The following is a 16220-nucleotide window of genomic DNA, read 5'->3' as shown; positions in this document are numbered from 1 at the left end:
CTTTCCCGCTTCCCCCCTGGCGTTCCGGCCGGTCAGACCTGCGCCCGCTTGCCGGCGCTGTCACCCTCGCGCACGCCGCCGCCCGACAGGATGCCGGTGATCAGCTGCACACTGTCCTTCAGGAAGATCTTCACGTGGGCCAGCGGCTTCTTGCGCGCCAGTTCCTTGTTCATATAGGCTTCCCAGGTCAGCTGCTGGATGTCCTTGTCCATGCACAGCTTCACGAATTTCTCGCGCATCGTGTCGCTGCGATACCACCACCACTGCATGATGCCGAGCACGCGGAACACGGTGCCGTGTGCCTTCAGGAAACGCTTGCGGGCGAGGCCCAGCTTGGCCGGATCACCGCTGGCCAGCGCTTCAGCGGCAGCCTTGGCGGCTTCACGGCCGGCGGTCATCGCATAGAAAATGCCTTCGCCGCTGGCCGGGGCCACGCAGCCGGCGGCATCACCAGCCACCACGACATCCTTGCCATTGTCCCACTTCTTGCGCGGGCGCAGCGGAATGGGCGCGCCTTCCACGCGCACCGTCTTGCAGGTCTCCTCGGTCATGCCCAGTTCTTCGCGCAGCTTGCCGACGGCCTTGCGCAATTCAAAGCCCTGCACGGCGCTGCCGGTGCCGATGCTGGTCTTGGATCCATGCGGGAACACCCAGGCGTAGAAATCCGGGCTGTGCTTGCCCTGGTAGAACACGTCACAGCGATCGCCGGCAAAGCCGCCAACGCCTTCTGGCGGGCTGTCCACCACTTCGTGATAGGCGGCAACGAAGGGCAGTTTCTCATCGGGAAGGGCGGCACGGGCGACGGCCGAATTGCAGCCATCGCAGCCGATCAGCATCTTCGTCTTCACGCGGATCGGATCGGAACCACGGGTCGCGCCCTTCGGACGATACAGCACGACAGCGCTGCCGTCCGGCTCGCGCTCCAGCCCTTCGAAGGTGCCATCGCGGCGATCGGCCCCGTTCCTGGCAGCACGGGCGCGGAGCCATTCATCGAACACGTCGCGATCGACCATGCCGACCCAGCCGCCTTCGCCCACCGGCATGTCCACTTCCCGGCCGGCGGGGCTGATCATGCGGGCGCTGTTTGCGGTGGTGCAGAGCAGGTCCATCGGCACGTCAAAGTCTTTCAGCAGGCGCGGCGGCACCGCGCCGCCGCACGGCTTGATGCGCCCCATGCGGTCGAGCAGCATCACCTTGTGCCCGGCCAGCGCCAGATCGTTGGCCGCGGTTGCGCCCGACGGGCCGCCACCCACCACCACGAAATCGAACATATCGGTCATGCGACTGCCTCTTGACTGTGCGGCCTGCCCGCCGGGTTGTTGCCCATGCGGTCATTCAACCGCAAAGCGATGAGCGCCGCCAGCAGAAACAGCACGGATTCTGCTGCGAACACAATTTCAAAAGCCGGCCCATCAGCGGCAAACGCCGCGCGCAGCCGATCAACGGCAAAGGCGCCGACAAAACCGCCGATGCCGAACGCCGAGGCTTGCGCTGCGCCCCACAGGCCCATGCGAATGCCTTCATGTCCCGGCCCGCCGCGCCCGGCCAGTTCCAGCATCGATCCGATGGCGGCCACCGCAAACATGCCATTGGCAAAGCCCAGCACGGCGACATTGATCGCCAACGGCCAGCCAGGCCCCGCCCGCGCTGCCATGGCGAGGCTGGCCAGCGCCAGCGCCGACGCGAAGCAGCCGGAGACGATCCAGCGCTTCAGACGCATGCCGGCTTTCCCGCCAAAGGCATGGCCGCCGACGCCGACCAAAATCATGCCGGCCAGCACGCCCTGGTGCTGCACACCCGACAGGCTGGTGGATTGACCGGGCGTCATCTTGAAGACGAGGCCGGCGAAGGGTTCGAGGATGAGATCCTGCATCGAATAGGCCAGCATCGAGAAGAAGACGAAAATGCTGAACAGCCGGGTGAGGGGATCACCCCAGATGCCGCGCAGCGCTTCGCCAAAGGGCGCGGCCTCGCGCTTTTCCTCTGCTTGCGGCGCGCCTTCGACGCCCCAGACGGCAAGGCAGGTCACGCCGAACGCCACCGCCACCACGCCGGCGGCAACCTGCAGCAGCCGCATTGGCGAGAAGGGATCGAGCAAGGCCCCCGCGGTTCCAGCCGAAATGACGATGCCGACGATCATCATGATCCAGGTCAGGCTGGCGGCAGCGGGGCGGCGCGGTTCGGCGGTGCGCGTGGCCAGCAGCGCCAGCAGCGACGTGCCGGCCGCGCCGACGCCGATCCCGATCATCGCATAGGCCAGCACCAGCGCGGCCACCACCGGCAAGAACGGACCAGCCAACTGCGTGGTGGCATAGGTGGCGAGGATGCCGCCTGCCCCAAGCACCGCCATGCCCCCGATGATCCACGGCGTGCGCCGCCAGCCGGCATCGCTGCCATGGCCCCATTTGGGCCGGGAAAGCTGGACGCCATAATGGAACGCCACCAGCCCGGCCGGCAGGGCCGCGGCCATGCTGTATTCCACCACCATGATGCGATTGAGCAGCGACGATGCCAGCATGACGATGGCGCCAAGCGAACTCTGCACCAGGCCCAGCCGGGCGATGCCGCCCCAGCCCAGAGGCGGCAGCACGCTCATACGATGACCGACAGGCCAAAGGCGCTGGTAAGCATGCCCAGCACATACAGGGTGGTGCCGGTGGCATTGTAGAAGGGCGCATTGGCGGCCGGCGCAGCCAGCACGCGCTGCATCAGCACCACCTGCATCGACAGCGAGAATGCCACCATCGCTGATGGCCAGTGCAGGCCCCAGCGCGCGAGCAGGATGATCACCACCACCTGCGGCAGCGCCATCGTCCAGCAGGCGATTTCGGCGGCGTTGCGTTCACCCAGCTGCACGGGCAGCGAATTGACGCCCGATTGGGCATCGCCTTTCACGGCCTTGAAATCATTGAGCACCATGATGCCGTGGGCGCCCAGTGCATACATGCACAGCACCCAGATGATGCGCGTATCGGGCATGCCACCGGCCATCACGGCGGCCCCGGTGAACCAGCTGACCCCTTCATAGGCTGCTGCACAGACCAGCGGCCCCAGCCAGCCATCGGCCTTGAAGCGCAGCGGCGGCGCCGAATAGGCCCAGGCCATGGCGACGCCAACAATGGTGGCAGCGCCGACCACAGGCCCGATGGCAAAGCCGACCGCCAGGCTGATGATCGAGCCGATGCAGGCGATATACAGCCCCCAGCGCCCCGGGATGCGGCCCGACGGGATGGGCCGCTGCGGTTCGTTGATGGCATCGACATGGCGATCGAACCAGTCGTTGATGGCCTGGCTGTTGCCGCACACCAGCGGCCCGGCCAGCATCATGCCGGCAATCAGCAATCCCCAGCGCTCGCTCAGCGGTACGCCAGAAGAAACCACCCCGCACATGAAGGCCCACATCGGCGGAAACCAGGTGACGGGCTTCAACAATTCCAGCACGTCACGCGGTCGCATCACGGCGCGCGGCGGCAATGGCTCGGCGGCCACGGGTGGGGGGTCATGTTCCATGGTGCGCAAACTAGTCGTGACGCATCAAGGGCGTCAACGCCGCCGGCCGGCCCAAAGCCGCTGCCGCCCACATCCGGTCGGCGGCCGGGTGGCTGTCGTCCGCCAATTGCGACACCCTGCCACAGCCTCGTCGCTGCCGCCCCGCGCCGCGTTTGATGGCCGGGCCGGGCAGACGAAGCCAAAGAGCTGAGCCGTTGATTGGCAAGGCCGTTTGCCGCCGGCGACGAATGAGATGGCCCCGAACCCGCCCCCGGTCGCGGGTTGACTTGGAGGGGCCGGGTGTTAGGGTTTTTACCTATATTCTGGGGATCGCACGCTTGGACGCAACAACGTCAAATGGGTCAGGGCGCCCGCTCTACACGCCGGAAGAGCGGGTGCGGCGCGACAGTTCGAAGTGGACGCTGGTGCAGGGCCTGCTGGCCCCGGTTCAGTTCCTGATCTTTGGCGTCAGCCTGTATCTGGTGATCGATTATCTCAACACCGGACGCAACTACGAATGGGCGGTCTGGTCTGTCGTCGTCAAGACGATCGCACTTTATACCATCATGATCACGGGCGCGATCTGGGAGAAGGTCGTGTTCGGCCAGTATCTTTTTCACGACAGCTTCTTCTGGGAAGACGTGTTCTCGATGCTGGTGATCGTGCTGCACAGCCTCTACCTGTTCGGCCTGTTCACCGGCATTGCCGATGAAGGCGTGTTGTTTGCCACCGCGCTGGCGGCCTATGCCGCCTATGTGATCAACGCCGGGCAGTTCGTGTGGAAATTGCGTCAGGCCCGGCTGTCGGCACCGGCCGCCGCGCCGGCCGAATCGCCGGCCGTTGAAGCGCCCGAACCTCTGGTGGCACAGGCCGCATGAGCAGCGCCGGTCCCGCCTCTGGCTGCGATGCGCCTCCGGTGGGCGTGGATGGCATATTGCGCGAGCGCGGCCAGCGCGAGGTGTTCTGCGGGTTGACCGGCATCATCTGGCTGCACCGCAAGATCCAGGATGCCTTCTTCCTCGTCGTCGGCAGCCGCACCTGCGCCCACCTGCTGCAATCGGCGGCCGGGGTGATGGTGTTTGCCGAGCCGCGGTTCGGCACGGCCATCATCGAGGAAAAGGATCTCGCCGGCCTGGCCGACGCCAATGAGGAACTGGATCGGGTGGTCAACCGCCTGTTGGCGCGCCGGCCCGATATCAAATTGCTGTTCCTGGTTGGCTCCTGCCCGTCGGAAGTGATCAAGCTTGATCTGTCCCGCGCGGCGCAGCGGCTGAACGGCCGGTTCTCGCCCAATGTGCGCGTGCTCAACTACAGCGGCAGCGGCATCGAAACGACCTTCACGCAAGGCGAAGACGCCTGCCTGTCGGCGCTGGTCCCCGATCTGGCATTCAGTGATGAAAAGCAGCTGATGATCGTCGGCAGCCTGCCCGACATCGTGGAAGATCAGCTCACGCGCCTGCTCGGTGATCTTGGCATCGGCAAGATCGTGTCGCTGCCGGCGAGGCTGGCCGGGCAGATGCCGGGCGTGGGCCCCAATACCAAATATCTGTTGGCCCAGCCCTTCCTGGCCGAAACCGGCACCGCACTCGACAAGCGCGGGGCGGAGCATCTGCCAGCCTTGTTCCCGTTTGGCGCCGAAGGCACCACCGCCTGGCTGCATGCCGCAGCGCAGGCGTTCGGCGTGTCGGAAGCCCGTTTCGAGCAGGTGATCGCCGGTCCGCGCGAACGTGCCCGCAAGGGGCTGGCGCTCTATCGCGAGAAGCTGGCCGGCAAGCGCATCTTCTTCATGCCGGACAGCCAGCTGGAAGTGCCGCTGGCGCGCTTCCTCGCCGGTGAACTCGGCATGGAACTGGTCGAGGTCGGTACGCCCTATCTGCACAAGGGCCATCTGATCGACGAACTGGCCGCGTTGCCGCCGGGGACGATGATTTCCGAAGGCCAGGATGTGGACAAGCAACTCGACCGCGTGCGCGCCGCCCGGCCTGACCTGACGGTGTGCGGGCTGGGTTTGGCCAACCCGCTGGAGAAGGAAGGCCTGTCGACCAAGTGGGCGATCGAGCTCGTCTTCTCGCCCATCCATGGGTACGAGCAGGCCGGAGATCTGGCCGAACTGTTCGCGCGTCCGCTCCATCGTCGCGATCTGTTGAGGGTCTGACCGATGCAGCTGACCGTCTGGACCTATGAAGGCCCGCCGCATGTCGGGGCGATGCGCGTGGCGACCGGCATGCGCGACCTGCATTATGTGCTGCATGCGCCGCAGGGCGACACCTATGCCGATCTCTTGTTCACCATGATCGAGCGGCGGGATCATCGCCCGCCCGTCACCTACACCACCTTCCAGGCCCGCGATCTGGGCAAGGATACGGCCGAGCTGTTCAAGAAGGCAGCACGTGATGCCTATGACCGGTTCCAGCCGCAGGCGATGATCGTCGGTTCCAGCTGTACCGCCGAACTGATCCAGGATGATCCGCACGGCCTGTCGCTGACGATGGGGCTGGAATGCCCGGTCATCCCGCTGGAATTGCCCAGCTACAGCCGCAAGGAAAATTGGGGCGCATCGGAAACCTTCTACCAGATCGTGCGTACACTGGCAGACAAGGAGCGGCGTCCGCCGCCGGCCGTTGCTGAAAGCGGCCCGCGCCGCCCCCGCGCCAACCTGCTCGGCCCCACCGCGCTGGGCTTCCGCCACCGCGACGATGTTGTCGAAATCAGCCGGCTGCTGGCTGATCTGGGCATCGATGTGAACCTGGTGGCGCCGATGGGCGCCAGCCCGGCCGATATCGTGCGGATTGGCGAGGCGGACTTCAATATCTGCCTCTATCCCGAAATTGCGGCACAGGCCTGTTCGTGGCTGGAACGCACCTTCCGCCAGAAGACGGTGAAAACGGTTCCGATTGGCCTCAATGCCACCCGTGAATTCGTCGCTGAAGTGTGCGCCGTCGCCGGCATAACGGTTCCGGCCGATCTCGATCAGGGCCGCATGGGCTGGTGGTCGCGCTCGATCGATTCGACGTACCTCACTGGCAAGCGCGTCTTCATCTTTGGCGATGGCACCCACGCCGTCGCCGCCGCGCGCGTGGCCAGCGAGGAACTGGGTTTCAAGGTCGTCGGCCTCGGCTGCTACAACCGCGAATTCGCCCGCGAAGTGCGCGCGGCGGCCGAAAAATATGGCGTCGAACCGCTGATCAGCGATGATTATCTGGCCGTCGAGGAAGCCATCGAGGCTGCCGCTCCGGAACTGGTGCTGGGCACGCAGATGGAACGTCACATCGCCAAGCGCCTGCGCCTGCCGTGCGCGGTGATTTCGGCGCCGGTGCACGTGCAGGATTTCCCGGCCCGCCACAGCCCGCAGATGGGGTTCGAAGGCGCCAACGTGCTGTTCGACACCTGGGTCCACCCGCTGGTGATGGGCCTGGAAGAGCATCTGCTCACCATGTTCCGCGAGGATTTCGAATTCTCCGATGCGGCCGGACCGAGCCATCTTGGTGGCCATGCTTCTTCCCCCCTCCCTTCTTCAAGAGAGGGGCTGGGGGAGGGTTCTGCTTCGGAGACTGCCGCCGAAACCGCCACGCTCGCTGCGCTCGCACCCTCCCCCGACCCCTCCCTTGCAGGGAGGGGAGAGGTTGAAGGCTGGACCGCCGAAGCCCTTGCGGAATTGGGCAAAATCCCGTTCTTTGTGCGCGGCAAGGCGCGCCGCAACACCGAGCGCTATGCTGCCGAGCATGGCGTGACCACCATCACTCGCGATACGCTCTACGAGGCAAAATCCCATTATGCGCGCTGATACCCCGCCATCGAAACAGGATCGGCCGGATCACTGCCATGTCGTGATCGTCACGCTCGACAACCATTTGTCGGGCGCGGTCGACCGGGCGCGCGTGCGGTTCCAGAAAATGGGCCTGCCGGTCTCCATCGGTTTCCATGCGGCGGCCGATTGGGACAAGCTGGGCAAGCTCGATGCTACCCGCGCCGACATCGCGCGCGCCGATATCGTCATCGTCACCATGCTGTTCCTCGATGAACAGATCCGCATGATCAAGGATGCGCTGACCGCGCGCCGCGAGGAATGCGATGCGATGGTGTGCCTGATGAGCCAGTCCAACGTCGTGAAGATGACGCGGATGGGCGATTATCGCATGGATGCGCCGCCCAAGGGCCCGCTGGGCTGGCTGAAGAAACTGCGCGGTTCTTCGAAGGAAGGCGCGCCGAACAGCGGCGCCGCCCAGCTGGCCGTGCTGCGCCGCCTGCCCAAGCTGCTGAAGTTCGTGCCCGGTACCGCACAGGATGTGCGCGCCTATTTCCTGACCCTGCAATATTGGCTGGCCGGCAGCGACGACAATGCCTTCCAGATGATCCAGGCGCTGGTCGATCGTTATGCCGATGGCCCGCGCAAGGGCCTGCGTGGCAAGGCCAAGGTGGAAGCGCCGCAGGAATATCCGGAAGTCGGCGTCTATCACCCCGATCTGCCGCAGCGCATGTCGGAGAAACTGACCGACCTGCCGTGGAAGAAGGATGCGGTGGGCACCGTTGGCGTGCTGATGCTGCGTTCCTATGTGTTGGGCAAGGACAGCAATCATTATGATGGCGTCATCCGCGCGCTGGAATCGCGTGGCCTCAACGTCATCCCGGCGTTCGCCGGTGGCCTCGACCAGCGCCCCGCCATCGAAACGCTGATGATGAAGGATGGCAAGGCGACGGTTGATGCCGTCATCAACCTCACCGGCTTCTCCCTTGTTGGCGGCCCGGCGTACAGCGACGCCAAGGCAGCCGAAGAGATTCTCACCAGGCTGGATCGCCCCTATATTTCGGCGCACCCGGTGGAGTTCCAGACGCTGCAGCAATGGGGTGCCAACCGCCAGGGCCTGCTGCCGCTGGAATCGACGATCATGATCGCCATCCCGGAACTGGATGGCGGCACCCAGCCGATGGTGTTCGGCGGCCGCAGCGATGCCGGCGGCGAAGCCTGCACCGGCTGTTCGCGCGGCTGCACCTGGGCGCCGTCGGATGGCGTGCGCGCCATGCAGTCCTGCCCGGAACGCGCCGAGGCGCTGGCCGACAAGATGCTGAAGTGGGTAGCACTGCGCCGCACCGCCAACAAGGATCGCAAGCTGGCGGTCGTGCTGTTCAACTTCCCGCCCAATGGCGGCGCCGCCGGCACCGCGCAGTTCCTCGCCGTGTTCGATTCGCTGCACCGCACGCTCGTCCGGCTGAAGGCCGAAGGCTATGACGTGGAGGTGCCGGAGAACAGCGACGAAGTGCGCCGCCGGGTGATCGAAGGCAATGCCATGCAATATGGCCAGGAAGCCAACGTTCACGCCTTCGTGCCGGCTGATCGCATCGTTGCGACAGAGCCCTATCTGGCCGAGATTGAGCAGGAATGGGGCCCGGCGCCGGGCAAGTTCCAGTCCGACGGCAGGAACGTGCTGATCACCGGCGCGCAGTTCGGCAATGTCTTCGTCGGCATCCAGCCGGCCAACGGCTATGAGAGCGACCCGATGCGGCTGCTGTTCGATGGCCGTTTCGCGCCGACCCACGCCTTCATGGCCTTCTATCGCTGGATCCGGAATGATTTCGGCGCCCACGCGGTGGTGCACTGGGGCACGCACGGCAGCCTCGAATTCATGCCCGGCAAGCAGACCGGCATGACGATGAGCTGCTGGCCGGAGCGCATCATCCAGGATCTGCCCAACATCTACCTTTACGCTGCAAACAACCCGTCGGAAGGCGTGCTGGCCAAGCGGCGTTCAGGCGCCACGCTGGTGTCGTATCTCACCCCGGCGTTGACCAATTCGGGCCTCTACAAGGGGCTTTCGGATATCAAGGCCAGTGTCGACCGCTGGCGTTCGACCGAGCCGGGCAGCCCGGAACTAGCCGGCCTCGAAGAGATCATCCGCGAGCAGGCCGAGGCGATGGACCTTGATGGTAGCGATGTGTCGAAGCTGGCCGCCAAGCTCTACGAGATCGAACAGGAGCTGATCCCGCAGGGCCTGCACGTGTTCGGCGACGCCGAAAGCGCAGACGCCCGCATCGATATGCTGGCCGCCAGCGCCCAGGCGCGCGGTGAGATCATTGATCGCGACACGATTGAATTGCTGATCCACGGCCGCATCGTGCCGAACACGCCGGTGCTGCGTGAACTGGCCAATCTCAACGCCGCGCTATCGGTCAATCACGAGATGAACGGCCTGATCCGCGCGCTCGACGGCCGTTATGTGCCGCCGGTCGCCGGTGGCGACATATTGCGTGATCCGGAAATCCTGCCGACCGGCCGCAACATCCACGGTTTCGACCCGTTCCGCCTGCCTTCGGCCTATGCCTGCAAGGATGGTTCGGCGCAGGCTCAGCGCATCCTCGATCGCGCCCTGGAAGACGCCGGCAAGCTGCCAGAAACCGTCGCCATGGTGCTGTGGGGTACGGACAATCTGAAGAGCGAAGGCGCACAGGTCGCGCAGGCGATGGCGCTGATGGGCGCAAAGCCGCGTTTTGACAGCTACAACCGTCTTGCCGGTGCCGAACTCATTCCTCTTGAACAACTCGGCCGGCCGCGTGTCGACGTGCTGGTGACCCTCTCCGGCGTGTTCCGCGATCTGTTGCCGCTGCAGACCAAGATGCTGGCCGAAGCCGCGCTGCTCGCGTCCGAAGCCGATGAGCCGCTGGAGATGAACTTCATCCGCAAGCACAGCCTCGTCTATCTGGAGGAGCATGGCTGCGACATGGCGACCGCCAGTCTGCGGGTCTATTCCAACGCCGAAGGCAGCTATGGCGCCAACGTCAATTTGCTGATCGACAGCGGCGGCTGGACCGATCCCAACGAACTCGCCGACACCTACGAGAAGCAGAAGGGCTATGCCTATGGCGTCGATGGCAAGCCCAAGCGCCAGCCCGGCCTGCTCGCCAGCGCGCTGAAGACGGTGGATTGCGCCTACCAGAATCTGGAAAGCGTCGAACTGGGCATCACCACGATCGATCAATATGTCGATACGCTCGGCGGCATCAGCCGCGCCGTCACCCGCGCCAAGGGCGGCGAGAGCGCGCCGGTCTATATCGGCGATCAGACGCAAGGCAGCGGCAAGGTCCGCTCCCTGCAGGAACAGGTGGCGCTCGAAACCCGCACCCGCACGCTCAATCCGGTGTGGATCGAGGCGCAGCTGAAATATGGCTATGAAGGCGTGCGCCAGGTCGAAGCGGCGGTGACCACCACCACTGGCTGGTCGGCGACTACCGGCCAGGTCGATTCCTGGGTGTATCAGCGCATCAGCGAAACCTATGTGCTTGATGAAACCATGCGCCAGCGCATTGCCGAAATGAACCCGCGCGCTGCCGCCAAGATTGCCAACCGCCTGATCGAGGCGGCAGACCGCAATTTCTGGCAGCCCGATGCCGAGACGATGGCGGCCCTGCAAGCCGCGACCGACGCGATTGAAGACCAACTCGAAGGCGTAGCCCCCGCCGGTTCCCTGGCGGCGTAAGGAGAAGCGCAATGACGCTCATCATCGACAAGACCCGCAAATTGGGCCCCGGCGACGGGGAAGGCAGCGTGCAGGTCGCGCTCGACCCGAGCCAGAAGATCGAAGGCGCCAAGGTGTTTGCGGTCTATGGCAAGGGCGGCATCGGCAAGTCCACCACTTCGTCCAACCTTTCCGCGGCCTTCTCGCTGCTCGGCCAGCGCGTGCTGCAGATCGGCTGCGATCCGAAGCACGACAGCACCTTCACGCTGACCAAGAAATTGATGCCGACCGTGATCGACGTGCTGGAACAGCATGAGTTCCACCACGAGGAACTGCGCCCAGAAGACTATATGTTCGAAGGCTTCAACGGCGTGATGTGCGTCGAAGCCGGCGGGCCGCCGGCTGGCACCGGCTGCGGCGGCTATGTCGTTGGCCAGACCGTGAAATTGCTCAAACAGCATCATCTGCTGGAAGACACCGACGTGGTGATCTTCGACGTGCTGGGCGACGTTGTGTGCGGTGGCTTTGCTGCGCCTTTGCAGCATGCCGAACGCGCCATCGTGGTGACGGCGAACGACTTTGACAGCATCTTCGCGATGAACCGCATCATGGCCGCCATCCAGGCCAAATCGAAGAATTACGAAGTGCGCCTGGCCGGCTGCATCGCCAATCGTTCGGCCAACACCGACGAGATCGACCGCTTCAGCGCCGCCACCGGCATCGATCGGCTGGCACAATTCCCCGATCTGGATGCCATCCGTCGCAGCCGCCTGAAGAAGTGCACCATCTTCGAAATGGAAGACACGCCGGAAATCATCGCGGCCCAGAATGAATACAAGCGCCTTGCCGCGTTGCTGTGGGCTGGCGTGGAGCCGTGCAACGCGCGGCCGATGAAGGACCGCGAAATCTTCGACTTCCTGGGGTTTGAATGAACGCCCACACCCCGAAGCAGGCCGCCGGCTGGGAAGCCAAGCGCGCCAAGCTGGAAACCTATTTCGACCGCACGGCGCTGGATGCCTGGGCGGCGATGACCAGCGATGCGCCGGTGTCGAAGATTCGTGCCACCGTGCGCGCCGGCCGCCAGGAAATGCGCGACACGCTCTTGAGCTGGCTGCCGCAGGATCTGAGCGGCCGCCGCATTCTCGATGCCGGCTGCGGCACCGGCATGCTGGCGGTGGAAGCCGCTCGCCGCGGCGCCGAGGTGGTGGGCATCGACGTGTCGCCGCAGCTGATCGAAATCGGCAAGGAGCGGCTACCCGATGATATGAAGGGCCGCATCAGCCTCCATGCCGGGGACATGCTGGATGCCAGCTTCGGCCAGTTCGATCATATCGTCTCGATGGACGTGCTGATCCATTATGAAAGCGATCAGATCGCCGCGGCCACGGCCAAGCTGGCCGAACGCGCCCGCCATTCGATGCTGTTCACCTTCGCGCCGGGCACGCCCTTGCTGCGCACCGCGCGGGCCATCGGCCAGTTCTTCCCGAAAAGCGACCGGTCACCCAGCATCATTCCGGTGGCGCACGATCTGTTGAAGGCGCGGCTTTCACGCAGCGTGCCGCAGGCAAGACTGGGTCGCGATCAGCGGGTCAGCCGCGGATTCTACACCAGCCACGCGCAGGAAGTGCTGCTGGGATGAGCCCATCAGGCCATCCTGGACAGCGCCACGGCCGGCACCAGGGGCAGCCCTGCACCACAAGCGGCAAAAATGCTGCTGCAGGGCGCAAAAGTTTGCAATCCCATCGGCTTCTGCTCTACCCTGTTACAACGGTGTCATGCTATGGCGCGAGCCGTGGGCCCTTTCGGGCCGAATGAGGATTCGCCCTGTCGTTCGCCGGCGCGAGAATGGCAGAGTTTGGGGATACGCGCTGGTCGGTCGGGGCGCCGCAATGCCGCGACTGGTTTCACATTGAGGGGAGACACCTCGCATGACGAATGTGCATCTGGTTGGTGGCCTGGACATTGCAGAGCTGACCTTCTTCGCCTTCTTCCTCTTCTTCCTGGGGCTGGTCTGGTATCTGCGCGGTGAAGACCGCCGCGAAGGCTATCCGGTGGAAGACGATCTGACCGGCGCTGCCCATGGCGGCACCGAGCCGCTGTTTTTCAAGCCGCCCAAAACCTTCTCGCTGCCGCACGGCCTGGGTGATGTGACCACCCCGACCGCCAACGAGCGCGATGAACTGCCCACCAACGTGCTGCCGCGCGCCTGGGCCGGCGAGCCGCTGGATGTGACCGGCGACAAGCTGACCTCCGGCCTTGGCCCGGCGTCGATCGCCCAGCGTGCCGATCGTCCCGATCTCGATATGCACGGCGCCCCGCGAATCGTGCCTTTGCGGGCGATCAGCCACCCGGTGGACGTTCATGCCAATGATGTCGATCCGCGCGGTCTGCCGGTCTATGGCCTCGATGGCGGCAAGGCCGGCACGGTCAAGGAACTGTGGATGGACCGGGCCGAATCCTGCCTGCGCTATCTGGAAGTCGATCTGGCCGGCGGCGCCGGCACAGTGCTGATGCCGATCACCATGTGCAATGTCACCCGTGGCGGCGTGATGACCGATGCCATCACCGGTGCCCAGATCGCCGGTGTGCCGCGCACCAAGTCGCCCGATCAGGTGACGCTGCTCGAAGAAGAGAAGATCACGGCCTATTATGGTGCCGGCTATCTGTGGGCGACGTCGGAACGGGCCGAGCCGCTGATCTGATCCGGCGCTGGACTGGAATGACGGAGCCTTTTTGTGTCGATGGAATATGAAGACGAGCCAATCCCGGGTCTGCCCGGGCGGCTGCCGCCGGGGGAGGAAATCCTCTGGCAGGGCACGCCGGATTGGCGCGGCGTGGCGCGTGGTGTCTTCCACACGCGCCTCGTTGCCGTCTGGTTCCTGATCGTCGCCGGTTTTGCCTTCGTGTCTGGCGGTACTGGCGTGGTGGGTGCGGTCACCACGCTGGCGGTGGCCTTGCTCGGCCTGGCCGTGCTGGCGGTGCTGGCGCGGGCGCAGGCCAAATCCACCATCTACACGCTCACCAACAAGCGCGTTGTCCTGCGGTTCGGCGTGGCGCTGCCGAAATGCGTGAACGTGCCGCTGGCCCTGGTTGGCAAGGCGGATGTGAAGCCGGCCGGCACGGGCATGGTTGATGTGTCGCTCACCCCCACGGTGCGCTTCCCGCTGGCTTACCTGCAGATGTGGCCGCACGTCCGGCCATGGAAATTTGGTTCGCCGCAGCCCATGCTGCGCGCTGTGCCGGAAAATTTCGTGCCGCAACTGGCTGATGCCTTGGCCAAGGCCGATCCGGCCCGCGTTGCGGCAAGCCCTGATGCCCAGCCGGCCCCCACCATGGTAGGGGCCGCGGCATGAGCGGCGAATTCGTCCACGAACGCTTCCCCAAATCGGCGCTCTATGCAGCCGGTGCGCTGATCGGCATTTCGATTCTCACGGTGGGCAGCATTCGCCTGGGTCTGCTGCCGGCGCCCGAAACCGCACCGCAATCGCGGGAGCGGCGCCAGGTCGCCGTGGTGGTGCAACGCGATTTCCGGTTCGAAGACCGCGCGGATGGCGCCTTGCTGGTCACCGACGTGGCGGCCGGCAAACTGGTGTTCATCTTCCCGCCCGGCAGCAATACCGGCTTCATCCGCGGCGTGATGCGCGGCCTGATGCGCGAACGCCGCCTGAAGGAAGTTGATCGCGCCGGCTCGGTGACGGTGGCGCAATGGGCCGATGGCGCGCTGACGCTCACCGACACGTCTACGGGTCGCATCTTGGAACTGGGCAGCTTTGGCAGCACCAACCGAGCCGCCTTCGCCCAGTTGCTGGCGCCGTATCAGGTGGGTGGCGGCGGTGTGCCGGAACAGCCGATCATTCCGCTCGCGCCGAAGCAATCGTCGATGCCATTCCTGGCGGGAGGCGCCTGATGGGCCTGTTCACCCGCGACCGCTTTGATACCGAGTGCACGATCGAGATCGAACACACGTTCGAAAATCTGCACGCACATGTCGAACTGGATGGCGATGTGGAACTCGGCCCCGGCGATCAGGTGAAGGTGCACGGCGCGGCGGTGAAACTGCCCTTTGGTGAGCGCCTCACCCTGCGCCGCCCGGTGACGGTGTGGAAAGCCACCCCGTTCGAGCGGTTGTGGACCAAGCTGAAAGCCCAGCTGGAACTGACCGAACTTTACGAAATCACCTTCAGCTCGGAGAAGCCGTGATGAACGCCGTGACACCCATCAAGGCCGGTGGTGAAATCACCAAGGACGATGCGCTGGCGATTGCACGTCAGGAAACCGTGCTGTCGCCGCGTTTCTACACCACCGATTATGACGCGATGGACCGCATCGACGTGAGCCGCGTGCGCGCCGAGTGGGACAGCCTGATCGCGGAAATGACCGCCGATCCCAACAAGAAGCATTTCAAGCGCACGCCGGAGTTCGATGGCGTGATCGCCGCCATGGACCCGGAGCTGAAGCCGGAGTTCATCGATTTCCTGGTCTCGTCGATGACGTCGGAATTTTCGGGCTGCATCCTCTATGCCGAGATCACCAAGCGCATGAAGAACCCGGATGCCAAGGCACTGTTCAAGCTGATGGCCCGCGATGAAAGCCGCCACGCCGGCTTCATCAACGACAGTCTGAAGGACGCCGGTATCGGCATCGATCTCGGTTTCCTGACCAAGACCAAGAAATACACCTTCTTCCGGCCGAAGTTCATCTTCTACGCCACCTATCTGTCGGAAAAGATTGGCTACGCCCGTTACATCACCATCCACCGCCATCTGGAGAAGCACCCCGAAAGGCGCTTCCATCCGATCTTCAAATGGTTCCAGGAATGGTGCAACGACGAGTTCCGCCATGGTGAGGCCTTCGCGCTGCTGATGCGTTCCGATCCCAAGCTGACCTCGGGCCTCAATGTGCTGTGGATCCGCTTCTTCCTGAATGCCGTTTATGCCACCATGTATGTGCGCGATCACAAGCGGCCGGTGCTCTACAAGCATTTCGGCATCGACCCGACCGATTTCGGCTTCCGCGTGTTCCGCATCACCACCGACATCACCAAACAGGTGTTCCCGATCGGCCTGCAGACCGATGCGCCGAGCTATCGCGCCCTGCTGGAAACCATGCGGACGACCAGTGACGCCATCGATGCTGCGGTTGCCGAAGGCGGCATCATGGGCAAGATCAAGCGCGTTGGCCTGTCGCTCAAGGCGGCGGTTACCTTTGTGCGTCTCTATCTCCACCCGGTGGACAAGATGGACGTGACGCCCAACGTGCGCATGGTTCCGGTCTGGTAAGCGC

The 16220-nt window shown here is 64.5% G+C and carries 14 protein-coding genes; 11 read left to right on the top strand and 3 right to left on the bottom strand.

The window, feature by feature from the left end:
- Nucleotides 1-32: 32 nt before the first annotated feature.
- The 3 genes from D619_RS16045 to chlG are packed head-to-tail and all read right to left on the bottom strand — an operon-like array spanning nucleotide 33 to nucleotide 3510.
- Nucleotides 33-1280 (bottom strand): geranylgeranyl diphosphate reductase, encoded by a 1248-nt coding sequence (locus tag D619_RS16045; RefSeq protein WP_017667995.1) that lies wholly within the window; start codon nucleotides 1278-1280, stop codon nucleotides 33-35.
- Nucleotides 1277-2590 (bottom strand): BCD family MFS transporter, encoded by a 1314-nt coding sequence (locus D619_RS16040; protein ID WP_243442617.1) that lies wholly within the window; start codon nucleotides 2588-2590, stop codon nucleotides 1277-1279. The genes D619_RS16045 and D619_RS16040 overlap by 4 nt, the downstream gene beginning before the upstream one ends.
- Nucleotides 2591-2592: 2 nt before the next feature.
- The gene (gene chlG, locus D619_RS0107665; RefSeq protein WP_020480425.1) at nucleotides 2593-3510 is read right to left on the bottom strand and encodes a chlorophyll synthase ChlG; all 918 of its coding nucleotides are present in this window, start codon (nucleotides 3508-3510) and stop codon (nucleotides 2593-2595) included.
- Nucleotides 3511-3827: 317 nt separating this feature from the next.
- Here chlG and bchF point away from each other — a divergent pair, with 317 nt between their 5' ends.
- The 11 genes from bchF to acsF all read left to right on the top strand — a co-directional run bounded on the left by bchF (nucleotide 3828) and on the right by acsF (nucleotide 16216).
- Complete coding sequence (gene bchF / locus D619_RS0107660) at nucleotides 3828-4367, top strand: 2-vinyl bacteriochlorophyllide hydratase (RefSeq protein WP_026090827.1); 540 nt, start codon at nucleotides 3828-3830, stop codon at nucleotides 4365-4367.
- The gene (locus D619_RS0107655; protein ID WP_017667991.1) at nucleotides 4364-5644 is read left to right on the top strand and encodes a ferredoxin:protochlorophyllide reductase (ATP-dependent) subunit N; all 1281 of its coding nucleotides are present in this window, start codon (nucleotides 4364-4366) and stop codon (nucleotides 5642-5644) included. Before bchF ends, D619_RS0107655 begins: the two co-directional genes overlap by 4 nt.
- 3 nt (nucleotides 5645-5647) lie before the next feature.
- Entirely contained in the window at nucleotides 5648-7273 is a 1626-nt protein-coding gene (gene bchB / locus D619_RS0107650; protein ID WP_017667990.1) for a ferredoxin:protochlorophyllide reductase (ATP-dependent) subunit B, read from the top strand.
- On the top strand, nucleotides 7263-10958 hold the full coding sequence (locus D619_RS0107645; RefSeq protein ID WP_017667989.1) for a magnesium chelatase subunit H: 3696 nt from the start codon (nucleotides 7263-7265) through the stop codon (nucleotides 10956-10958). The genes bchB and D619_RS0107645 overlap by 11 nt, the downstream gene beginning before the upstream one ends.
- A gap of 11 nt (nucleotides 10959-10969) precedes the next feature.
- Complete coding sequence (gene bchL, locus D619_RS0107640) at nucleotides 10970-11869, top strand: ferredoxin:protochlorophyllide reductase (ATP-dependent) iron-sulfur ATP-binding protein (protein ID WP_017667988.1); 900 nt, start codon at nucleotides 10970-10972, stop codon at nucleotides 11867-11869.
- Nucleotides 11866-12576, top strand: coding sequence for a magnesium protoporphyrin IX methyltransferase (gene bchM / locus D619_RS0107635; protein ID WP_017667987.1), 711 nt, complete (start codon nucleotides 11866-11868; stop codon nucleotides 12574-12576). The genes bchL and bchM overlap by 4 nt, the downstream gene beginning before the upstream one ends.
- Nucleotides 12577-12865: 289 nt before the next feature.
- Nucleotides 12866-13639 carry a photosynthetic reaction center subunit H gene (puhA, locus tag D619_RS0107630; protein WP_017667986.1) on the top strand — a complete coding sequence of 258 codons (774 nt, stop codon included), beginning with the start codon at nucleotides 12866-12868 and terminating at the stop codon, nucleotides 13637-13639.
- Nucleotides 13640-13678: 39 nt separating this feature from the next.
- Nucleotides 13679-14290 (top strand): photosynthetic complex putative assembly protein PuhB, encoded by a 612-nt coding sequence (gene puhB / locus D619_RS0107625; RefSeq protein ID WP_017667985.1) that lies wholly within the window; start codon nucleotides 13679-13681, stop codon nucleotides 14288-14290.
- Nucleotides 14287-14844, top strand: a complete 558-nt coding sequence (puhC, locus tag D619_RS16035; RefSeq protein ID WP_017667984.1) for a photosynthetic complex assembly protein PuhC — start codon at nucleotides 14287-14289, stop codon at nucleotides 14842-14844. Before puhB ends, puhC begins: the two co-directional genes overlap by 4 nt.
- Entirely contained in the window at nucleotides 14844-15137 is a 294-nt protein-coding gene (locus tag D619_RS0107615) for a hypothetical protein (RefSeq protein ID WP_017667983.1), read from the top strand. Before puhC ends, D619_RS0107615 begins: the two co-directional genes overlap by 1 nt.
- Complete coding sequence (gene acsF / locus D619_RS0107610) at nucleotides 15137-16216, top strand: magnesium-protoporphyrin IX monomethyl ester (oxidative) cyclase (protein ID WP_017667982.1); 1080 nt, start codon at nucleotides 15137-15139, stop codon at nucleotides 16214-16216. Before D619_RS0107615 ends, acsF begins: the two co-directional genes overlap by 1 nt.
- The last annotated feature ends 4 nt before the right edge of the window (nucleotides 16217-16220 follow it).

Origin of the sequence: Sandarakinorhabdus sp. AAP62 (assembly GCF_000331225.1) — a bacterium.
Taxonomy (GTDB): Bacteria; Pseudomonadota; Alphaproteobacteria; order Sphingomonadales; family Sphingomonadaceae; genus Sandarakinorhabdus.
Note: the sequence above shows the minus strand (reverse complement) of the source record. Positions and strands in the feature narration are given on the sequence as shown.